Raw genomic sequence first — 19,016 nt, 5'->3', positions numbered from 1 at the left:
AGGCGGCCACCGCGGCCATCGACACCTCGACGAGCTCGCCGCCGCCGCGCCCCAGCGACTCGGCCACCGCCTGCGCGGCGTGCAGGCCCGTGAGCGGATCGGCGATCGCGTCGCCGCAGAACTCCGGACCGTCGGCGCCCGCCACCACGAGGCCTCCGGAGACGGCGGCGTCGTCGCCGAACGCCACCCACCCGGCGCGGTCACCGGCGGTGCCGTGGCCGGTGATGCGCAGCCAGACCCGGCCGTCGCGCCCGTCGATGTCGTGGGGTCCGAGGGAGCGGCGGCGCAGCGCCGCCGGCCGCGATCCCTCGATCACCACGTCGGCGGCGCCGAGCAGTGCCCTCAGGTCCGTCGCGTGATCGAAATCGACCGCATAGGAGAGCTTTCCGTGATTCATCCAGTCGAAGAACGCCGGCGTGCCGGCACGGGTGCCGTCCGGGCGGTGCGGGCTCTCCACCTTGACCACGGTGGCCCCGGACAGCGCGAGCAACTGCCCGCACAGCGGGCCCGCCCACATCGACGAGAGGTCGGCGACGAGCAGACCGGCCGTGCTGCGCGGCGTCGCCGGCCTGCCGAGTGGACGCACCACGGGTGAGGCCGCCGCGGTCTCGCCGAGGACGGCGGCGGGCAAGCCGAGCAGGCGGGCCCGGGCCACCGCGTCGGCGGCGGTGTGGCGTGCCGCCCATCCGGCGATCGCCGACCACCGATCCGGTTCTCGCGCATCGGTTTCCAGCAGAGCGGGTACGGCGTCGATGTCGTCGCCACGGGACAGCGTGAGGGCCCACCAGCCGTCGCGCGTCTCCAGCAGCCGGGTCGCGCCGCCCGCGGAGACCCGGCCGCCTGCGCTCAGACCCAGCAGCGCCGCGCGGCCGGTGAGCACTTCGTCGGCGTCCACAGCGACACCGAGCAGTGCAGAGACGGCGGCCGCCGTGTCGCGGGCGCGGTTGAGCACCGCGGCCGGGATCGCGAGCGCAGTCACTCCCCCATTGTCCCGCGGCCTAGAACTGGAGTGCGGTGAAGCGCCAGTCCAGCACCTGGCGGTCCGCGCCGCCGTCGGGTTCCACCGCGTACACGAGCGACCGCAGCCGGTAGACCCCGCCGCGGCCGTCGGGTGCCGGGATCGCGCCCTCGACGTGCAGTTCGCTGTAGAGCGTGTCGCCCTCCTGCACCGGCCCGGTGTGGTCGCAGGACTCCCAGCCGAGGACCGTCACCAGGTCGGGCAGTGCCCTCGTCGCCTGCGCCAGTGCCAGGCCGATGGTGTGCCCGCCGTAAACCAGGCGTCGCCCGCTCACCCGCGAATCATGGTGTATCGCAGCAATGTTCAGTGAAAGCCGGGCGAGCTCGGGGGCGCAGCTGACCACGTCGGCGGTGCCGTGCAGGACCTGTCCGGCGAGCCCGGCGTCGAAGCGGGCACCGGGCACCCGGGCGCGGAACGCCTCGGCGTCCCAGGCCGCGGTCGGATCCTGCGCGGGAGCCGCCTCGGTGCCGACGGCCGACAGGTCGTCGGCGTGGCCGGTGTCGCCCGCGCCGTCGGACAGCGGCAGCATCGCGCACCGGTGGAAGTCGAGCACCAGGCGGCCGAGCTGATCGACGGTCGTCATCCGCAACGCCGCGAGGCCGGTCGGCGCGCGGCCCTCCCGTGCGGAGTTCTGCCGCAGGCCAACCACCTCGGTGCGGGTGAACAGGGTGTCGCCGATGACGGGATACCGGTGGAACACCAGGCCGCGGTAGAACAGGTTCGCCTTCACCCGGTGGGTGGCCAGCGTGGACTGTCCGATCGCCACGTCGCAGACCAGGGCCGGGTGGGCGATCGGCGCGCTCGACCCGGTGACGGCGGTGGCCAGTTCGGCGTCGAGCGTCAGCCGCAGCCGGTCGCCGATGATCGAGTGGTGCACGGCGGCGGTGCCGGGGGTCAGCGTCATCGACGGCGCCGAGTCGAACACCTCGCCGACGTGCAGGTCGTCGAAGTAGGGGCCGCCCTCGATTTGGCCGGACAAAGTCACAAGGCGTCATGCTGGCAGTGTGCTGATGGGTGTGTCAATATGGCCGTACATATGACCGAAGAAGAGAAGCTCCTCGTCGAGACCGTGCGCGCGTTCGTCGACCGGGAGGTCAAGCCGGCGGTCCGCGACACCGAGCACGCCAACGACTACCCGGGCGCGTGGATCGACCAGATGAAGCAAATCGGCATCTACGGCCTCGCCATCGCCGAGGAGTACGGCGGCTCCCCGGTGTCCATGCCGTGCTACGTCGAGGTCACCCAGGAGCTGTCCCGTGGGTGGATGAGCCTCGCGGGGGCGATGGGTGGGCACACCGTGGTGGCCAAGCTGCTGGCGCTGTTCGGCACCGAGGAGCAGAAGCGCACCTACCTGCCGCCGATGGCCACCGGTGAGACGCGCGCGACGATGGCCCTGACCGAACCCGGCGGCGGTTCCGACCTGCAGAACATCTCCACCACCGCCGTGAGCGACGGCGACGACCTGGTGATCAACGGCACCAAGACCTGGATCAGCAACGCCCGCCGGTCCGGCCTGATCGCCCTGCTGTGCAAGACCGATCCGAATGCCGAGCCGCGTCATCGCGGCATCTCGGTGCTGCTCGTCGAGCGCGACACCCCCGGCCTCACGGTGTCGCGCGATCTGCCGAAGCTCGGCTACAAGGGCGTCGAATCGTGCGAGCTGTCCTTCGCCGACTGCCGGGTGCCCGCGTCGGCCGTGCTGGGTGGCACGCCCGGGCAGGGCTTCGCGCAGATGATGAAGGGCCTCGAGACCGGCCGCATCCAGGTCGCGGCCCGGGCGCTTGGCGTGGCGACCGCGGCGCTCGAGGACTCGCTGCGCTACGCCCAGGAGCGCGAGAGCTTCGGCAAGCCGATCTGGAAGCACCAGTCCATCGGCAACTACCTGGCCGACATGGCGACCAAGCTGACCGCCGCCCGCCAGCTGACCCGGTACGCGGCCGAACGCTACGACAGCGGCGAACGCTGTGACATGGAGGCCGGGATGGCCAAGCTGTTCGCCTCCGAGGTGGCGATGGAGATCGCACTCGACGCGGTCCGGATCCACGGCGGCTACGGCTATTCCACCGAGTTCGACGTCGAACGGTACTTCCGCGACGCGCCACTGATGATCGTCGGCGAGGGCACCAACGAGATCCAGCGCAACGTCATCGCCGGCCAGCTCGTCGCGCGGGGCGGGATCTGACGACTTGACCGCGCCGGCCTACCAGCTGCTGCGCGACCGGTTGCGCGACGAGATCGCCGCCGGCCGCTACCGCAACGGTGTCCGGCTGCCCACGGAGTCCGAACTGGTTGCGCGCGAGGGTCTGTCGCGTCAGACGGTGCGGCGGGCGTTTCAGGACCTGGTCGCCGAGGGGATCGTGTACCGGGTGCCCGGCCGCGGCACCTACGCCAGCGACTCCGCACGGCGCTACCTGCGACAGCTGGGTTCCATCGAGGACCTGATGAACCTGTCGCAGGACACCACGATGGAGGTGCTCAGCGGGTTGTCACGCCGGGTGGACGTGGCAGCCGCGAGCCGGCTGCGGCTCGACCACGACGTGGTGCACACCGTCGCGTTCCGCCGCCTGCATGACGGGGTGCCGTTCGTCGCCACCACCGTGCACCTGCCCGAATCGGTGGCTGCCGCCGTGACCGGCGCCGACGCGCTCGCGACCGGATCGGCGGGCACCCACACCGTGATCGGGCTGCTCGAGCCGCACCTGCGGGAACCCATCGTGGAAGCGGCGCAGTCGATCACCGTCGCCGCGGCCGACTCGGCGGTGGCTGACGCGGTGAACTGCCCAGCTGGGCACCCGATGCTGCGCGTCGACCGGCTGTACTCGGACAGTTCGGGCCGTCCGATCGAGCTGGCGATCAGCCACTTCCTGCCCGAGCAGTACACCTACCGCGTGACGTTGCGCCGCTCCGGGTAGTGATCTCAGACGGAGCGGCTCGCGGCGATGCTGCCGAGCAGCGCCAGCCCGTCGGCGCTCGGGCTGCCCGGCTCCGCGTCGTAGACCACGAGCTCCTGGCCCGGGGCGGACCTCACGTCGAACGTCTGCATGCTCAAGGTCAGCAGCCCGACTTCCGGGTGACGGAAACGCTTCACCGCCAGACACTTCCGACGCGCGTCCTGCTTGCTCCACAGTGTCCGGAACTCCTCGCTGGCGTCGAGCAGTTCGGTCAGCACCGCCCGGGCGTGCGGGTCGTCCGGGGCGGCGCCGTAGCCCATCCTGAACCCGGCCACCGAGTCGGCCGCGACGGCACGCCAGTCGGCGTAGAAGTCGCGGGCCCGCGCATCGGTGAACACCAGCCGCATCAGATTGCCCACCGCACCGAACTCGCCGAACAGGGCCTCGGCGAGCGCGTTCACCGCCAGTACGTCGTAGGCCCGGTTGTACACCAGCGCAGGGTTGTTCGGCCAGGCGTCCATCAGTCGAAGCAGCCCGGGGTCGACGCGGTCGGCCACCTGCGTGTGCTGCTCTCGCGGGGCGAGGCCGGCCAGCCGGAAGAGATGCCTGCGGCCGTCGTCGTCGAGTCGCAGCGCCGCCCCGAGCGCCTCGAGCACCTGCACCGACGGCGAGCGCTCCCTGCCCTGTTCGAGGCGGCTGTAGTAGTCGACGCTGACACCCGCCAGCATCGCCACCTCCTCGCGGCGCAGCCCCGGCACCCGCCGGACACCGCTGCTGGTCAGGCCCGCGTCGGACGGGCTGATCGCGGCCCGCCGGCCCTTGAGGTATTCACCGAACTCGGCCACCGTTCCACCCTAGATCCGCCGCCGGCATCAGGCAGGGTGCACTGCACCCTGGCTGCGCGGGGCGTCACCGCCGATGCTGGTCCCATGACCGATTCGAAGATTGTTCTCGTCACCGGCGCCAGCAGCGGCATCGGTGAAGCCGTCGCGGCACGCCTGGCCGCGGAGGGCCACCACGTCGTCGCGGGCGCCCGTCGCGAGGACCGCCTCGCCGACCTCGCGCGCCGCATCGAGCAGGACGGCGGCAGCATCGACGTCCGCCGCCTCGACGTGACCGACCGTGCGGACGTGGCGGCGTTCGTCGACGCCGCGGTGGCCGAACACGGCCGGGTGGACGTCGTCGTCAACAACGCCGGCGTGATGCCGCTGTCCCGACTGGACGCTCTGCTCGTCGACGAGTGGGACCGGATGATCGACGTCAACATCCGCGGACTGCTGCACGGCATCGCCGCCGCGCTCCCGCATTTCCAGCGCCAAGGCGGCGGCCACTTCATCACGGTCGCGTCGGTCGGCGCGCACGAGGTGGTGCCGACCGGCGCGGTGTACTGCGCCTCGAAGTTCGCGGCCTGGGCCATCACCGAGGGTCTGCGGCTGGAGGTCGACCCGTCGATCCGGGTGACGACGGTGTCGCCGGGCGTGGTCGAATCCGAGCTCGCGGAGTCGATCACCGACCCGACGGCGGCGGGCGCGATGCAGGAGTACCGGGCCGACTCGATCCCGCCCGACGCGATCGCCCGCGCGATCTCCTATGCCATCGGCGAACCCGCCGACGTCGATGTCAACGAGCTGATCATCCGGCCCGCGCGGCAGCGCTGAGCCGCGGTGCGGTGACGCTGCGCCGGCGTCATCCGGCATAGGCTTGCCGGGGGGCGCATGGTGCGCGCCGAGACGGGTGCGGAGGAACAGCGTGACGTCCAACATTTCGGTGCTTGCCGATGCCACCGACGTCGGCGAGATGGTCGGCTATGCCGTGATCCCCCTCATCGGCCTGGTGCTGCTGATCGTCGGGCTCGTCAAGAGGAGCAGATCCGGTTCCCCGCAACCGAATACACCGTACGGCTGGACGCCGGGCCAGGCGCCCTACGGGAGCCCGCCGCCACCTCCGGGCGGCTATCCCGGGTACGGACCGCCCGCCGGCTATCCGCCGCCCCACCCGCAGCAGCCCTACCCGGCGCCGGGCGGGCAGCCGCCGTACCCGCCGCCCGGCGGTCAGCCGCCGTACCCGCCGCCCGGCTACCCGCCGCCACCGCCCGTCGCGCCGAAGAAGCAGGGCACCGGCCTGATCATCGCCGGTGCGATCATCCTGGTACTCGGATTGCTCGGGAATCTCGGCCGGATCGCGTCGTCGCCGTCCACTTCCTCGTCGTCGGAGCGTTCCTCGTCGTCCGAGCGTTCCTCGTCGTCGTCGCCGACGTCGAGCAGCGACAGCGCGGGGCTCGACGTCGGCGAGTGCGTCATCGACATCCCCGACACCGGCGTGCCCGACAGCGTCGACTGTTCGGACCCCGAAGCCCAGCTGCAGTTGGGTGCCGTGTCCGGACCCGGCCAGTGCCCCGACGGCCCCGCCAGCGAGGGTTCGTACCTCTACCAGGCGACGGTCACCGGCCAGACCCGGTGCTTCCTGCCCAATTTCCAACAGGGCGACTGCTTCCGGGTCGACTCGGTGGAGACGATGTTCAGGAAGGTGGGCTGCGCGGATCCCAACGCCGCGGGCAAGGTCACCACCCGCCTCGACAGCAACGATCCCAGCGCGTGCGTTCCGCCCGCGCAGGCGCTGGCATTCCCGGAACCGGAACGCACCTACTGCCTGGCGCAGAACGAGTGATGCCCGCGCCGGTCACGCCGACCGGCCGCTGACCGCCGCGTCCCGCGTTCCGCTGCTGCCATAGCCGAGCGCACGACGCACCGTGGTGATGTGGTCGAGGCTCGGCCGCTCCGGGGTGCCGGGGACGCGGATGTAGTGCCCGCCGTCGGCGGCGGCGATGTCGATGCGGTCGGCGAGCACGCCGGTGTCCAGCGGGGTGCCGGCCCGGATGTAGGTGAGCCGGCCCACCGCCGCCTCGGGCGACCGGTAGCGCTGCGCCCGTTTGGTCTGCTGGGTGACCGCGCCCAGGTGATCGGGCTCCCATGCCTGCACCAGCGCGGTCATGTACGCCATCAACGTGCGGTCGTCGGTCCCCGCGTCGACGTCGAACGCGACCTGGTTCTGCGCCCTCGACCGGTCGGTGAATCCCGCCCGCACCACGTACTCGAACCGGGTGGAACTCGCCTCCGGCTGTTCACCGGACCGGCTGCGGGCGAACTCGGCGTAGATGCCCGCCGCCGGGCCGCCGCCTCCTGCGCGTTCGGTGAACCTGTCGATGGCCCGTTCGATATCGGCGATGTCGTCGACGTCGACCGGTTGCAGGTCATATCCGGTGCGCCCGTCCGGATCACGAGGCAGCCACACACCCCAGTGCCCGTACACATCCGGCTGCGACGGCGCCAGCCGCAACGACCGCTGCACCCGCTCTGCGCAGGACCACAGGTGGTCGGGACGGTCGCCCCAGCCGCCCAGAATCCACAGCACAACAGACCCCCGATACCCGTCGACGCCACCCTCACAGTGATCATGCCGTCGCGGCGGCCGTTTCGATAATCGGCGGTCGGTGTCTACCCGTGGGCCAGCGGCCAGAAGTCGGTGGTGACCTCGGCGATGCCGGCGAGCTCCGCCCGCAGCGCCGCAGCCAGCCGGTCGCCCCAGCGGCCCCAGTCCGCGCCGGCGTCAGGCTGGTCCCACCCGAGGTCGTGGTGGAAGTGCCGGTTGAAGAAGCCGGCCCACTGCTCGAGGTCGCGTTCGAGGTCCTTCGACAGGGGGAGGTCGCCCCGCGCCAGGAGGTAACGCTGCCCGCCGGATTCCCAGAGCGGGAAGTCGACCGTGTACTCCGGCATGAGCCGGATGACGGGGGGGACGACTGTGCGGGCGTCGGTGGTGACCTCGTCGACGAGCCCCCACTGCAGTGCGGTGGCGGGGTCCACGGTGTCGCCGGTGAGGAACAGGTAGGCGGTCCGCCACCGCCCGATGCGACGGGTGATGCTGACGGTGCCGCCTGCCCCGGGAATCAGGCCCAGTTCCAGTTCCGGCAGCCCGATCACCGAATCGGGATGTGCCGTCACCCGTCCGCAGTACGCGGCCATCTCCAGTCCGCTGCCGAGCACCTGGCCGTGCACCTCGGCCCGCAGTGCCGGCCCGAGGCGGCGGACCAGCTCGTCGAGCACCAGCGCCGGGCTGTGCCGGGTGCGGGCCAGGTGCGCGTGGGCCGGATCGGTGAAGGAACCGAACTCGGCCAGATCGCCGCCGCTGCAGAACGAGGGCCCGTTGCCGGAGAGCACCACCTCGGTGACCGACGGGTCGAGGCGGGCGATCTCGAGCGCCTCGAGTAGCGCGGCACGGGCGTCGGTGGAGAAGGCGTTGTGCCTGCCCGGCCGGTTGAACCGGACCCGCAGGGTGTCGCCGTCGCGCTGCGCCAGCACCGGATCGGGCAGCGCCGGAGGCGTTCTGGGTCCACGCGCGGCGAGCCAGGACTGGAACTCGGCGCTGCCCTGCAGCGTCGAGTAGGCCAGCGACTCCGCGATCAGGCCGGCGTGGGCGGGCGCCGCGACGTCCACCGCGCGCAGCACGTCGTCGCCGATCGCGGCCGCCTTCGGCCAGGTGCGGCAGCGCTGATCGAGTTCGGCGAGGGTGCGCTGCACCGACGGCACCCGGACCACGCGGCGGTCCTCACACGGCTGCTCGGTGAGGGTGAAAGTCGCTCGCTGCAACCAGTGTTCGGCGCCCGGTGCGGCAGGGTCGCCGGTGGCGACCACGACGCCCGCCGGTTCCGCGGCGTCCGGCGACGGCGGGTCCGACAGGTCGACGACGCGCATCAGCCGGAGTATTTCGCGATCAGCTCCTGCTTGTAGAGCTTGCCGGTGTCGGTGCGGGGCAGTTGGGCCTCGAACGAGATGGACCGCGGACACTTGTAGTGCGCCAGGCGGTCCCGCAGCCAGCCGAGCAGTTCCTCGGCGAACGCCTCGGTCGCATCGGCCGGGTGGACGGTCTGCACCACACCTTTGACGCGCTGGCCCATCTCGTCGTCCGGCACGCCGAACACCGCGGCGTCCATCACCTTCGGGTGGGTCACCAGCATGTTCTCGGCCTCCTGCGGGTAGATGTTCACCCCGCCGGAGATGATCATGTGGTGCCGCCGGTCGGTGAGGTACAGGTAGCCCTCCTCGTCGAGGTAACCGATGTCCCCCACCGTGGTCCAGCCGTGGGATTCCCGTGACTTGGCCGTCTTGTCCGGATCGTTGAGGTACTCGAACGACGCGCCGCCCTCGAAGTAGATCTCGCCGGGCTGGTCGGGTCCGAGCTCGTTGCCGTCCTCGTCGAGGATGTGGATGGCCCCGTTCATCGGCTTGCCCACCGACCCGGGGTGGGTGAGCCAGTCCTCGGCCGAGATCAGCGTGGACCCGTGCGCCTCGGAGGACGCGTAGTACTCGTCGACGATCGGGCCCCACCAGTCGATCATCTGCTTCTTGATCTCCACCGGACACGGTGCGGCGGCGTGCATCACCCGCTTGAGGCTGGAGACGTCATAGCTCTTGCGCACGGACTCCGGCAGCTTCAGCATCCTGGTGAACATCGCGGGCACGAACTGCCCGTGGGTGACGCGGTGGCGCGCGATGGCGTCGAGACAGCCCTGCGCGTCGAACTTCTCCAGCACGACGGTGGTGATCCCGGCGGCCTGGATCTGCATCGACCACACCGACGGGGCGGTGTGGTACAGCGGCGCGGGGCTCAGGTAGACCGCGTCGGGGTCGAGCCAGAACTGCACCAGCATCGCCATCAGGCCGGGCGCCTCCGACGGATGCACGTGCGGCAGTTCGCGTTTGATGCCCTTGGGCCGGCCGGTGGTTCCCGACGAGTACTGCAGCAGATCGCCCTCGATCTCGTCGTCGATCGGTGTGTCGGGCTGTCCGGCAACGCCTTCGGGGTAGCGGACCCAGCCGTCGAGGTCGCTGGAGGCGCCCGTCGCCGACGTTTCGGCTCCGTCGGCGATGAGCAGCACGGCGGGCAGCCCGCGCGGCAGATGCTCGCCGAGTTCCGCGCAGGTCTCGCGGAGCGCCGCCGATCCGACGACGGCCTTCGCGGCGCTGTTGTCGATGATGTAGGCCGCCTCGGCGGCTGTGAGGTGGGTGTTGATCGGCACGTAGTACAGGCCGCTGCGGCGGGCCGCCCACATGACGGCGTGCATGTGCTCGTTGTTCTCCATGAGGATGGCGACGACGTCGCCCTCCTGCAGCCCGTTGGCGCGGAAATGGTGTGCCAGCCGGTTGGCCCGTGCCTCGAGGTCGTCGAACGTGATGACGGTGCCGGACGGGTGGAGGATGATCGCCGGCTTACCGGCGCCGACATGCTCGCGGATCTGCATGGACCGACTCTACGACGGTCATACTTGACGGGTGTCAAGTGGGCGGCCTGCGGTGGGTCAGCAGCGCAGCGAGCTCCTCGCGGCTCGTCGTCCCGGTCTTGCTCATCGCCTTGTAGATGTGCCCTTCGACGGTGCGCACGGACAGCGTCAGGCGTTCGGCGACGTCACGGTTGGACAGCCCGTGGCCGAGCAGCGACACGATCTCCCGCTCCCGGTGGGTGAGCGGTATCGGTTCGCGGGCCTGCCGCAGCGCCGGAGTCTCGATGATGCCGCACGTCTCGGCCAGCGCCTCGGCGCGCGCGAGGCAGGTCAGAAACGAGCCGCGCAACTCCCCGTCGCGGTAGGCCACCCCACCCTGCGCGGCGGCGTCGACTGCCGCCACCAGGTCCCCCATCGCCTCGAACTCCTCCGAGGCAACCACCAGCTCCGCGGCATCGTGGTCACGAAGGGCTGCTGCGAGTCGCGCCGCGATGCGGGCACGTGGACCCTCGACGATCGCGCCGAGTTCACCCAACCTCGCCGCACATGACGTGTCGCCGAACTGTGCCGCGGTCTGCAGGCACATCACCTCGGCCGCGAATCGTCCGTTGGCGGCCGCTGTTCGGGCGGCCCTCGTAACCATCGCCATCGCCTCGCTGACCACCCCCTGCCCGGCCGACAGCCAGGCCAGGGCGAGGGCGCGCTCGTCATCAAGGGATCGGAACGTGCGCTGCCGGGCATCGAGATCCGTCAGGAGCGCCGCGGCCTGCGCCGTCGATCCCCGCATCGCCAGCGCCGTCATGTGCGCGACGCCGTAGCGGTACCCCCAGCCGATGGCGTAACCCGAGGCGGTCAACGCCCGCTCCGCCGGCGCCAGCAGGACACAGGCCGTGTCCAGGTGGCCGCTGCCCAGCGCGGCCCGTCCCGCGACCGCGGCGCCCAGCCACCGCGGATCGCCGGGAAGGTCGTCAGCCTGTCGGCGCACCCGCTCGGCCAGCTCCTCGGCCTCGGCGACACGGCCGGCGAAGAGCAACGCCCCGAGGTGCGCGTCGGCGATGTTGAACTGCATGTGCGGGGCGTCCGAAGACCGGGTCGCCACGGCGTATCCGGCCTCGGCCACGCTCACGGCCCGGCCGAGCCGACCAGCATCCGCCTCGATGGCGGTGAGCGCCCACGCCGTCTCGGCCCCCACGATCGCGGGCAGGTCGTCGAGCTCGAGGTGCTGCGCGGTCTTCACCGCATCACCGGGCCGGTCGACGGCGAACCAGTACACCGTCCGGAGCGCGGCCATCGAGTGACCGGCCGGCCCGGCGGTGATGTCCGAGGCGGCGTCGATGATCGCCCTGGCCGCAGGAGGATCGGCCAGGGCCCACAGGAGATTGCTCGCGCGCAGATAGGCCAGCCGCGCGCGATTCTCGTCGCCCATCCCGTCGACGGACATCTCGGCGAGCAGCGCTTCAGCCTCCCGTCCGCGTCCGCTCCAGGACAGCGCGTGTGCCCGGATGAACACCGCTTCGGGTCCCTCCCCGGCGTGCACGGCCGCGGAGGCGAGCCGATCCGCGAGCGACAGGTCCGCGAGTGCGACAGCCTTGCGGGCGGCCGTGACCAGCAGATGGCCGTCCGGGGTGAGGTCCGAGTCCATGCTCATGGCGGCGCGGCGGACCAGTACCCGCGCATCGTCCCGGTCGTCCGCGGCGCCGAGTTCGGTGGCCACGAGTCCCCGCAGCCTGCGCAGCCGGGTGGGCGCCGCGCGGTTTCTGCGCACCTCTCCGTACAACGGGTGCGCGACCCACACCTGGGGGCCCGTGCCGGCCTGATCGACCCTGATCAACCCCCGGGCATCGGCGTCCTCGACGGCGTCGGGGCCGACCATCCGCTCCAGAGCCGGCAGCGCGATCGGCTCGCCGACCGCCAGTGTGTCGATGACCGCCGCCACATCCGGCGCCAGTGCGCCCATCCGGGATTCGATCAGTTCGATGAGGCTGTGCGGGACGACGATGGGATCGTCGAGCCAGTACCACGTGCCCGACTCCCCGCCGAACCGGCCTTCGGTGACCTGCTGCTCGACGATGTGGCGCAGGTAGAGCGCGTTACCGCGGGTCAGCTCCCACAACCGGCGTGCGGCGTGCGGGTCGACCGGACCGGCCAGCGCCGCGGACAGCAGGGCCGTGGTCTCCGGAAGTGACAGCGGCTCGAGGTCGAGCCTGTCGAACTGGCCGATCCGGTAGAGCTCGTGCACGCCGACGGGAATCTCTTCGCCGTCGCGGATGCTCAGTATCAGCTTCGCCTCACCGCGCTGCGCGATCTGCTGCAGTACGAACAACGACAGCTCGTCGAGCAGGTGGACGTCGTCGACCCCGACCACCACCGCGGTGCCGGGCGGGGCCGCGCTGAGCGACCGGATCACGGCGCACACCAGCTGGAGATCGTCGCGGTCTGCCGTTCCGGCCCACGCCGCAAACGCTCCGAGCGGAAGGCCGCGGGCGCACGAGGTGCCGACGACCCAGCGGACCGTGTGTCCGAGAGTCGCGGCCTGCTCCAGCGCTTCACGCACCACCCGGCTCTTACCCACCCCGGCCGCGCCGCCGATGACGATTCCGCACAGGCCCGGGTCGGACAGGGCGGCCGCGACCAGTCGCATCTCCTCGGAGCGACCGGTCAACGGCCAGGTCAACCGCATACGCCCACCCTAGGAACCGTGGGGAGCCGCAAGTAGTGGATTGCACCGGAACGCACAAACAGCAGTAGTGCAGTACTCGCGTATTCGGCGCGGGTGCCCGTGATGATGGAAAGCGTCCTGATCTGCAGTGGTGGGTCACGAAGTGGAGTCCGACATGGGCGAAGGGGCGGCAGTCCTTCGGCGGGGTGCGCGGCGCGACGCCGCCACATCGGACGAGGACGCCGTCGCTCCGGTCGAGGCGACGCGCGCATCCCGCGGACGGCGTGCGTGGATCCGGCGGTTCGTGGCCACGACGCCCGGGATGATCGTGCTGATCGCGGCCACCGTCGTCGCGACCTGCACGGTGGCCGCCGTGGTCTGCGCCGGCGGGCTCGACCGGCGGATAGCCGAACACGACACCGTGCTCGAGCGGTCGGAACCGTTCGCCTACGCGGCGCAGAATCTGTACGCCGCGCTGTCCGCGGCCGATGCAGCCGCCGCGTCGGCGTTCCTGTCCGGCGGGACTCTGTCAGCACCGGCGAGGATGCGGTACCAGCAGGCGCTGGCGGCGGCGTCGTCGGCGCTGGTGGACGTCACGGCCGGCGCCACCGACGCGGACACGCGTGCCGAGGCGGCGGAGGTCTCGACGCAGCTGGCGACCTACACGGGGCTGGTCGAACTCGCGCGGGCCAACAACCTCCAGGAGTTCCCGGTCGGTTCTGCGTATCTGCGCGAGGCCTCGTCGTTGATGCAGACCGAACTGCTCCCCGGGGCCGAGCGGATCTTCGCGCGCGACCTGGCCGTGGTCCACGCCGGACAGCGCGCGGTCGGCGCGACACCCGTCGCAGGCCTGGTATTGCTGACGGTGCTGCTCGCAGTGCTCCTGGCCGGTTCGCTGGCGCTACGCGCCAGGACGAACCGGCAGGTCAACATCGGTCTGATCGTCGCGGCGGCCGTGGTGGTGCTGGTGATGACGTGGATCGTCACGGCCACCTGGGTGGCGGCGGCAAGCATCGAGCGCGGCCAGAGCGAGGGCACAGCACGGTTCGGCCAGCTCGCAAAGGCAAGGATCCTGGCCCAGCAGGCGCGGACCGACGAGATGCTCCAGCTCATCGCACGGGGCGACATCACCAGGGGAGAGGAATCCTTCCGGGGCCGGCTCGACGAGCTCACCGGCGTGCTGGGATCGGGACCCGTGGCCGTCCTCGACGAAGTCCAGCGCTGGTCGGCCGCACACGACAGGCAGGTGACGGCCTACGTCGGCGGTGAGTACAACGCCGCGGTGACCCAGGCCGTCGGGTCCCACCCGAACGGGTCGGCCGCGCAGTTCGCCGAGGTGGAGTCCACCCTGCGCGACCACATCGAGCAGACGCGTGCGGTATTGCGCGACCGCACAGCGGAAGCCGGTGACGCCCTGGCCTGGACTCCCCTCGGCACGACGTTGTTGCTGGCGCTCGCCGCGGTGGCCGCCACGGCCGGGCTGTGGCCGCGGCTCGAGGAGTTCCTGTGAGGGCGCGGTGGGTACTGGTGGCACTGGCGGTCGTCGCCGGCGGCTGTGGTTCACCCCCGGCGCCGCCCGCGCCGGTCAACGCCACACCTGCACAGGTCAGACCGGCCGGTGCGACCGAGATCACCGCCGCGCCGGGGACGCCGGCGCCGGACTGCGATCGCGAGGCGAGCCTGCGCCCCGGCCCGATGCCGGAGCCGGGGAACATGCCGGCGAACTCGACGATGGCGGCGATCTCGGAGCGGGGACGGCTGGTGGTCGGCGTCGACCAGAACACCTTCCTGTTCGGGTACCGCAATCCCACAACAGGGCACCTGGAGGGCTTCGACATCGATCTCGCCCGCGAGATCGCACGACGCATCTTCGGCGACGACGACCGCATCGACCTGCGGGTGGTCGATGCCGCTCAGCGGGAGACCGCGCTGACGTCGGGTCAGGTGGACCTCGTGGTGCGGACCTACTCGGTCACGTGTCAGCGCCGCGAGAAGCTCGCCTTCTCGACGGTGTACTTCTATGCCAACCAGCGCATCCTCGCTGTCGAGGGATCGGGCATCGACTCCGCTGCGACGTTGGCCCGCAAGCGGGTCTGCGCGGTGTCCGGCACGACGTCGCTCTCGACGCTGTTCGCACTCGAAGCACGGCCCACCGTCGTCGGTGTGACCAGCTGGACCGACTGCCTGGTGATGCTGCAGCAGGGTCAGATCGATGCGATCAGCACCGACGACGTCGTGCTGGCCGGGCTGGCCGAGCAGGACCCCAGCGTGGACATCGTCGGGCCGAGCATGGGTGTGGAGCCCTACGCCATCGGGATCCGGAAGGACCGCGACGACCTGGTCCGGTTCGTCAACGGTGCGCTCGACGAGATCCGTTCCGACGGAACGTGGCAACGGCTCTACTCCAGATGGCTGGACAGTCTCGGGCCGTCGCCCGGCCCCCCCGCACCGCGCTACGGGGCGGCGCCATGACGGCGAAGGCGTTCCACGAGATCGACCGCGAACTCGCGGCCGGCACGGACGACGTCGCATCGATGTCGGCCGCCCTGTTCGAGCTCGACGCACACCCCGGCATGGCCCATGTCCGCCGCTACTCCCCCAGCGGGGTGACCGCACAGCGGTGGGCGCATGCCGAGGAGACGCTGAGGCGGTTGTGGGACTTCCTGACTCAGGCCATGTCGGCCCTGGATTCGGCCAGGACCGCGCGCGATCGGTCCGGTCTCGACGACGTCCGGCTCGCCGAGCTGAGGCACATGTTGCGCGAACTGCCGCAGACGCTCGACGACACCCGTGCGGTGATCCGCGTCCTCGATGCCGTCGACGAGATCGATTCGCAGGTGGCACACGGCCTCGCCCCGATCATGACGCGCCTCGACGAGGTGGGCGCCGGCTATCCGCCCGAGATCGTCGAGCTGCTCGACATCGCGGCCACCGATCCGCTGTCGTTGACGGCTTCCGGCGTCACCGAACGCCTCACCGCGATCGCCGAATGGGCCGCCCTGCGGGAGAACTGGACGGAGGCGCTCGCCGACACCGCCGGCGCCGTCGACCTGGTGCGGGCCGCGTTCGCCGGAGCGGCCGGCACCCGGCGCCGGGTCGAGCAGCAGGTGCTCACCGCGCCGCTGCCGACCCTCCCGGATCCCGAACCCGCTCTCCGACGGCAGCTGCGGTCACTCACCGAGGTGGATCCCGCTGCCCTGCAGGAGCTCCGGCGCCGCATCGACGCGACGCTGCGGGAGATCCGCGCGGACGAGGCGGTTGCACAGGGCCTGCTCGACCGCCGCGACGAGCTGACCGGACGGCTACGGGGGTACCAGGCGAAGGCCGCGCGGCTCGGGCTGGTCGAGGATGCCGACCTGGTGTCGTCGATGCGGATCGCCACCGGCCTGCTGTCCCGGCGCCCATGCGATCTGCGCGCCGTGACCCGCGCGGTGGCCGACTACCAGCAGGTCATCGCCTCCAAGCGCGGGAGGGCCGGATGAGGTGCGCCGAGTCCGGTTGCACCGGAATTGTTGTCGACGGCTACTGCGACGTGTGCGGGACGGCCCCCGCCCCGGAGTGCGGGACGTCGCCCGGCCTCCCGCCCTCGACCGCGGCCATGCCGTCCGCCGCGCGCTCGGCCCGCTCGCGGCGCACCACGGCGAGCTCCACGGTCAGCGCACGTGGCGGCCTCGGCGCCGGGATCATCGACATCCCCCGCGTACCCAAGGGCGATCCCGCCGCCGCCATCCTGCCCGACCCACAGGTGCCGGAGGCACACAGGTTCTGCGGAAACTCCGACTGCGGAAGGCCGGTCGGACGCGGCGCTGACGGCGCACTCGGCCGGCCGTCGGGGTACTGCACCCACTGCGGCACCCGCTACTCGTTCGTCCCCCGGCTGTCCCGTGGCGAGGTGATCGGCGGGCAGTACGAGGTGCAGGGCTGTATCGCCCACGGCGGTCTCGGCTGGATCTACCTCGCGACCGACAACAACGTGCACGGCCGCCACGTCGTACTCAAGGGCCTCGTCCACTCGGGTGACGTCGATGCGATGGCCGCGGCCGCGGCCGAGGCCCACGCGCTGGCGGAGGTCGAACATCCGAACATCGTCCGGATCCACAATTTCGTCGAGCACGTCGACGACACCGGGTTCCCGGTCGGCTACATCGTCATGGAGTACGTCGGCGGGACGTCGCTCAAACAGATCCGCAGAGCCAACGGCGGACCCCTTCCTCCGGAACAGGCGGTGGCCTACATCGTCGAGATCGCTCCTGCCATCGGGTATCTGCACGCCCAAGGCCTCGCATACTGCGATTTCAAGCCCGACAACGTGATGCAGACCGACGAGCAGGTCAAGCTCATCGACCTCGGCGCCGTCGTCGACATGGATGACGACGACTGCGCGATCTACGGCACCGTCGGCTATCAGGCGCCGGAGATCGCCTGGACCGGACCGACGGTCGCCAGCGACATCTACACCGTGGGACGCACACTCGCCGTGCTGGTGATGGACGTGCCGCAGGAACCCGGCCGGCCGGCAACCCGGTTGCCCGGCCCCGACGACGTGCCCGTTCTGGCGGAGCACCCGTCACTGCACCGCTGCATCCTCCGGGCCACCGACCCCGACCCGGGCCGGCGCTTCGCGTCGATGGAGGAGATGGCCGACCAGCTGACCGGCGTGCTGTACGAGATCGCCGCAGCGGGCGGCACGGCGGTGCAGCCGCGGAAGTCGAGCCACTTCAGCCACCAGCGTGGGATCTTCGGCGCGGCCCACGACGCGGCGATCGTCCCGGCCGAGGTGGTCGCGGCGCTCGCCGTGCCCGTGGTCGACCCCCACGATTCCGGGGCCGCGGTGCTGGCCACCACGAGTGGGACCCCGCCCGCCCAGCTCGAGAACGCGCTCTGGCTCGCGCAGGGCGGGGCGAATCGTGGCAGCAGCTCCTCCGTCGAGATCCCTCTGCGGTTGGTCCGTGCGGCATTGGAGGTCGGCAACCCCGGCGATGCGCGGAAGCGGCTCGCCGAGCTGAGGCCCGCGCTGCCGAACGACTGGCGACTGTCCTGGTATCTCGGCCAGTGCGCCCTTCTCGAGGGCGACCATGCCGAGGCCGCAGACCATTTCGACGAGGTGCTAGCCATGTTGCCGGGCGAGCTGGCACCGAAACTAGCCGTCGCGGCGGCAGCGGAACTGCGCGGCGCGCACGACGCCGCGGTGCGCCACTACGAGACGGTGTGGCGCACCGACGACAGTTACGTCAGCGCCGCCTTCGGGTGTGCTCGCCTGCATGCGCGTTCGGGGGACAGGGCCGGCGCGGTCGCGGCACTGGACCGGGTGCCCGAGGCGTCGGCCCACTGTGCGCCTGCGGGCGCGACGGCCGTCGGCATCCTTCTCGACGGGCTCGAGCCCGATGAGCTGGACGAGAGGACACTCCTCGACGCGGCCAAACGGTCCTGTGCGCTGAACCTCGAGTCGGCGGCACGACGCGCGTCGATCCGGCTCACAGTGCTCGACGCGGCGTTGCGCTGGCTGGACGCCGGGAACACGGCCGCCGCATTCCGGCTACTGAACGTCGACTTCGACGAACAGGGTGTACGCGCAGGCATAGAGTCCTGCTACCGCGTACTGGCGCGCGATGCCGTCGATGTGTGGGAGCGCATCGCACTGGTGGAGCGCGCCAACGCGGTGCGACCGAGGACCAGGACGTGACGGCACCCGGCGGACGCTGCCCTCGGTGCTCCGCCCCGGTACAGCCTGCGCACCGGTTCTGCGGGTCGTGCGGCGGCGCGTTGTTCGAGGTGGCGCCGGTGGCGGTGCCGAGGCCAGAGCCGCACGGGCCCTGTGACTGTGGCAACGCGGATTTCACCGACGGGTACTGCACCGTCTGCGGGGAGCGTCGCCCCGAGCCCGACCGGGACGAGGTGGCCGTGCGCGGCATCGTGCTGGTCACCGACCGCGGGCTGCACCACACCCGCAACGAGGATGCCGCGGCAGCAGGGGTCGTGCCCACCGATGACGGCCGTTTCTCGTTCGCCGTCGCCGTCTGCGACGGTGTGTCCACCTCTGTGGACGCGCAGACCGCCGCCACCGCTGCCGCGCAGGCCGGTGTCGCGGCGATGCTCGACGCACTCGCGGCCTGCCGCAGCGGCCACGGCGCCGCCGCGACGGGTCTGGCGGGCGCCGCCGCGACGGGTCTGGCG

The 19,016-nt window shown here is 71.3% G+C and carries 15 protein-coding genes and 2 pseudogenes; 9 read left to right on the top strand and 8 right to left on the bottom strand.

The window, feature by feature from the left end:
- Window positions 1–979, bottom strand: a 979-nt coding sequence (locus tag H7I41_RS22765) for a CoA transferase (protein WP_264014894.1), incomplete at its 3' end; no start/stop codon positions are given.
- A 19-nt stretch (window positions 980–998) separates the two neighbouring features.
- Complete coding sequence (locus H7I41_RS22760) at window positions 999–2,003, bottom strand: MaoC family dehydratase (protein ID WP_264014893.1); 1,005 nt, start codon at window positions 2,001–2,003, stop codon at window positions 999–1,001.
- A gap of 51 nt (window positions 2,004–2,054) precedes the next feature.
- Between H7I41_RS22760 and H7I41_RS22755 the strand changes: the two genes are divergently transcribed.
- A complete protein-coding gene (locus H7I41_RS22755) occupies window positions 2,055–3,200 on the top strand; it encodes an acyl-CoA dehydrogenase family protein (protein ID WP_372503790.1) in 1,146 nt (381 codons plus the stop codon).
- Window positions 3,201–3,204: 4 nt separating this feature from the next.
- Entirely contained in the window at window positions 3,205–3,930 is a 726-nt protein-coding gene (locus tag H7I41_RS22750; RefSeq protein WP_264014891.1) for a GntR family transcriptional regulator, read from the top strand.
- A gap of 5 nt (window positions 3,931–3,935) precedes the next feature.
- Here H7I41_RS22750 and H7I41_RS22745 read toward each other — a convergent pair whose 3' ends face one another.
- Window positions 3,936–4,754 carry a helix-turn-helix domain-containing protein gene (locus tag H7I41_RS22745; protein ID WP_264014890.1) on the bottom strand — a complete coding sequence of 273 codons (819 nt, stop codon included), beginning with the start codon at window positions 4,752–4,754 and terminating at the stop codon, window positions 3,936–3,938.
- A gap of 84 nt (window positions 4,755–4,838) precedes the next feature.
- Here H7I41_RS22745 and H7I41_RS22740 point away from each other — a divergent pair, with 84 nt between their 5' ends.
- Both H7I41_RS22740 and H7I41_RS22735 read left to right on the top strand, forming a co-directional pair.
- The gene (locus H7I41_RS22740) at window positions 4,839–5,567 is read left to right on the top strand and encodes an SDR family oxidoreductase (RefSeq protein ID WP_264014889.1); all 729 of its coding nucleotides are present in this window, start codon (window positions 4,839–4,841) and stop codon (window positions 5,565–5,567) included.
- Window positions 5,568–5,658: 91 nt separating this feature from the next.
- Window positions 5,659–6,576 carry an LppU/SCO3897 family protein gene (locus H7I41_RS22735; protein WP_264014888.1) on the top strand — a complete coding sequence of 306 codons (918 nt, stop codon included), beginning with the start codon at window positions 5,659–5,661 and terminating at the stop codon, window positions 6,574–6,576.
- A gap of 12 nt (window positions 6,577–6,588) precedes the next feature.
- Here H7I41_RS22735 and H7I41_RS22730 read toward each other — a convergent pair whose 3' ends face one another.
- From H7I41_RS22730 to H7I41_RS22715, 5 genes and pseudogenes are all read right to left on the bottom strand, one after another.
- Window positions 6,589–7,320, bottom strand: a complete 732-nt coding sequence (locus H7I41_RS22730; protein ID WP_264014887.1) for a hypothetical protein — start codon at window positions 7,318–7,320, stop codon at window positions 6,589–6,591.
- A gap of 83 nt (window positions 7,321–7,403) precedes the next feature.
- Entirely contained in the window at window positions 7,404–7,682 is a 279-nt protein-coding gene (locus tag H7I41_RS30490) for an immunity protein CdiI family protein (RefSeq protein WP_505011371.1), read from the bottom strand.
- Window positions 7,683–7,724: 42 nt separating this feature from the next.
- Window positions 7,725–8,660: pseudogene (locus tag H7I41_RS22725) on the bottom strand (enoyl-CoA hydratase/isomerase family protein); the annotation flags it as partial.
- Window positions 8,657–10,204, bottom strand: coding sequence for a fatty-acid--CoA ligase FadD4 (fadD4, locus tag H7I41_RS22720; protein ID WP_264014886.1), 1,548 nt, complete (start codon window positions 10,202–10,204; stop codon window positions 8,657–8,659). The gene fadD4 and the pseudogene H7I41_RS22725, both read right to left, overlap by 4 nt.
- Window positions 10,205–10,238: 34 nt before the next feature.
- Window positions 10,239–12,863 (bottom strand): LuxR C-terminal-related transcriptional regulator, encoded by a 2,625-nt coding sequence (locus H7I41_RS22715; RefSeq protein ID WP_264014885.1) that lies wholly within the window; start codon window positions 12,861–12,863, stop codon window positions 10,239–10,241.
- A 154-nt stretch (window positions 12,864–13,017) separates the two neighbouring features.
- Here H7I41_RS22715 and H7I41_RS22710 point away from each other — a divergent pair, with 154 nt between their 5' ends.
- The 5 genes and pseudogenes from H7I41_RS22710 to H7I41_RS22690 form a co-directional block, all read left to right on the top strand.
- On the top strand, window positions 13,018–14,352 hold the full coding sequence (locus tag H7I41_RS22710; protein ID WP_264014884.1) for a GlnX family signal transduction membrane protein: 1,335 nt from the start codon (window positions 13,018–13,020) through the stop codon (window positions 14,350–14,352).
- A complete protein-coding gene (locus H7I41_RS22705; RefSeq protein WP_264014883.1) occupies window positions 14,349–15,314 on the top strand; it encodes a glutamate ABC transporter substrate-binding protein in 966 nt (321 codons plus the stop codon). The genes H7I41_RS22710 and H7I41_RS22705 overlap by 4 nt, the downstream gene beginning before the upstream one ends.
- Window positions 15,311–16,324, top strand: a complete 1,014-nt coding sequence (locus tag H7I41_RS22700) for a serine/threonine-protein kinase (RefSeq protein ID WP_264014882.1) — start codon at window positions 15,311–15,313, stop codon at window positions 16,322–16,324. Before H7I41_RS22705 ends, H7I41_RS22700 begins: the two co-directional genes overlap by 4 nt.
- Entirely contained in the window at window positions 16,321–18,525 is a 2,205-nt protein-coding gene (locus H7I41_RS22695; RefSeq protein ID WP_264014881.1) for a serine/threonine-protein kinase, read from the top strand. Before H7I41_RS22700 ends, H7I41_RS22695 begins: the two co-directional genes overlap by 4 nt.
- A 98-nt stretch (window positions 18,526–18,623) precedes the next feature.
- Window positions 18,624–19,016 (top strand): annotated as a pseudogene (locus tag H7I41_RS22690) (protein serine/threonine phosphatase 2C family protein); the annotation flags it as partial.

This window comes from [Mycobacterium] manitobense, assembly GCF_025821665.1.
GTDB classification, from domain to species: domain Bacteria; phylum Actinomycetota; class Actinomycetes; order Mycobacteriales; family Mycobacteriaceae; genus Mycobacterium; species Mycobacterium arseniciresistens.
Note: the sequence above shows the minus strand (reverse complement) of the source record. Positions and strands in the feature narration are given on the sequence as shown.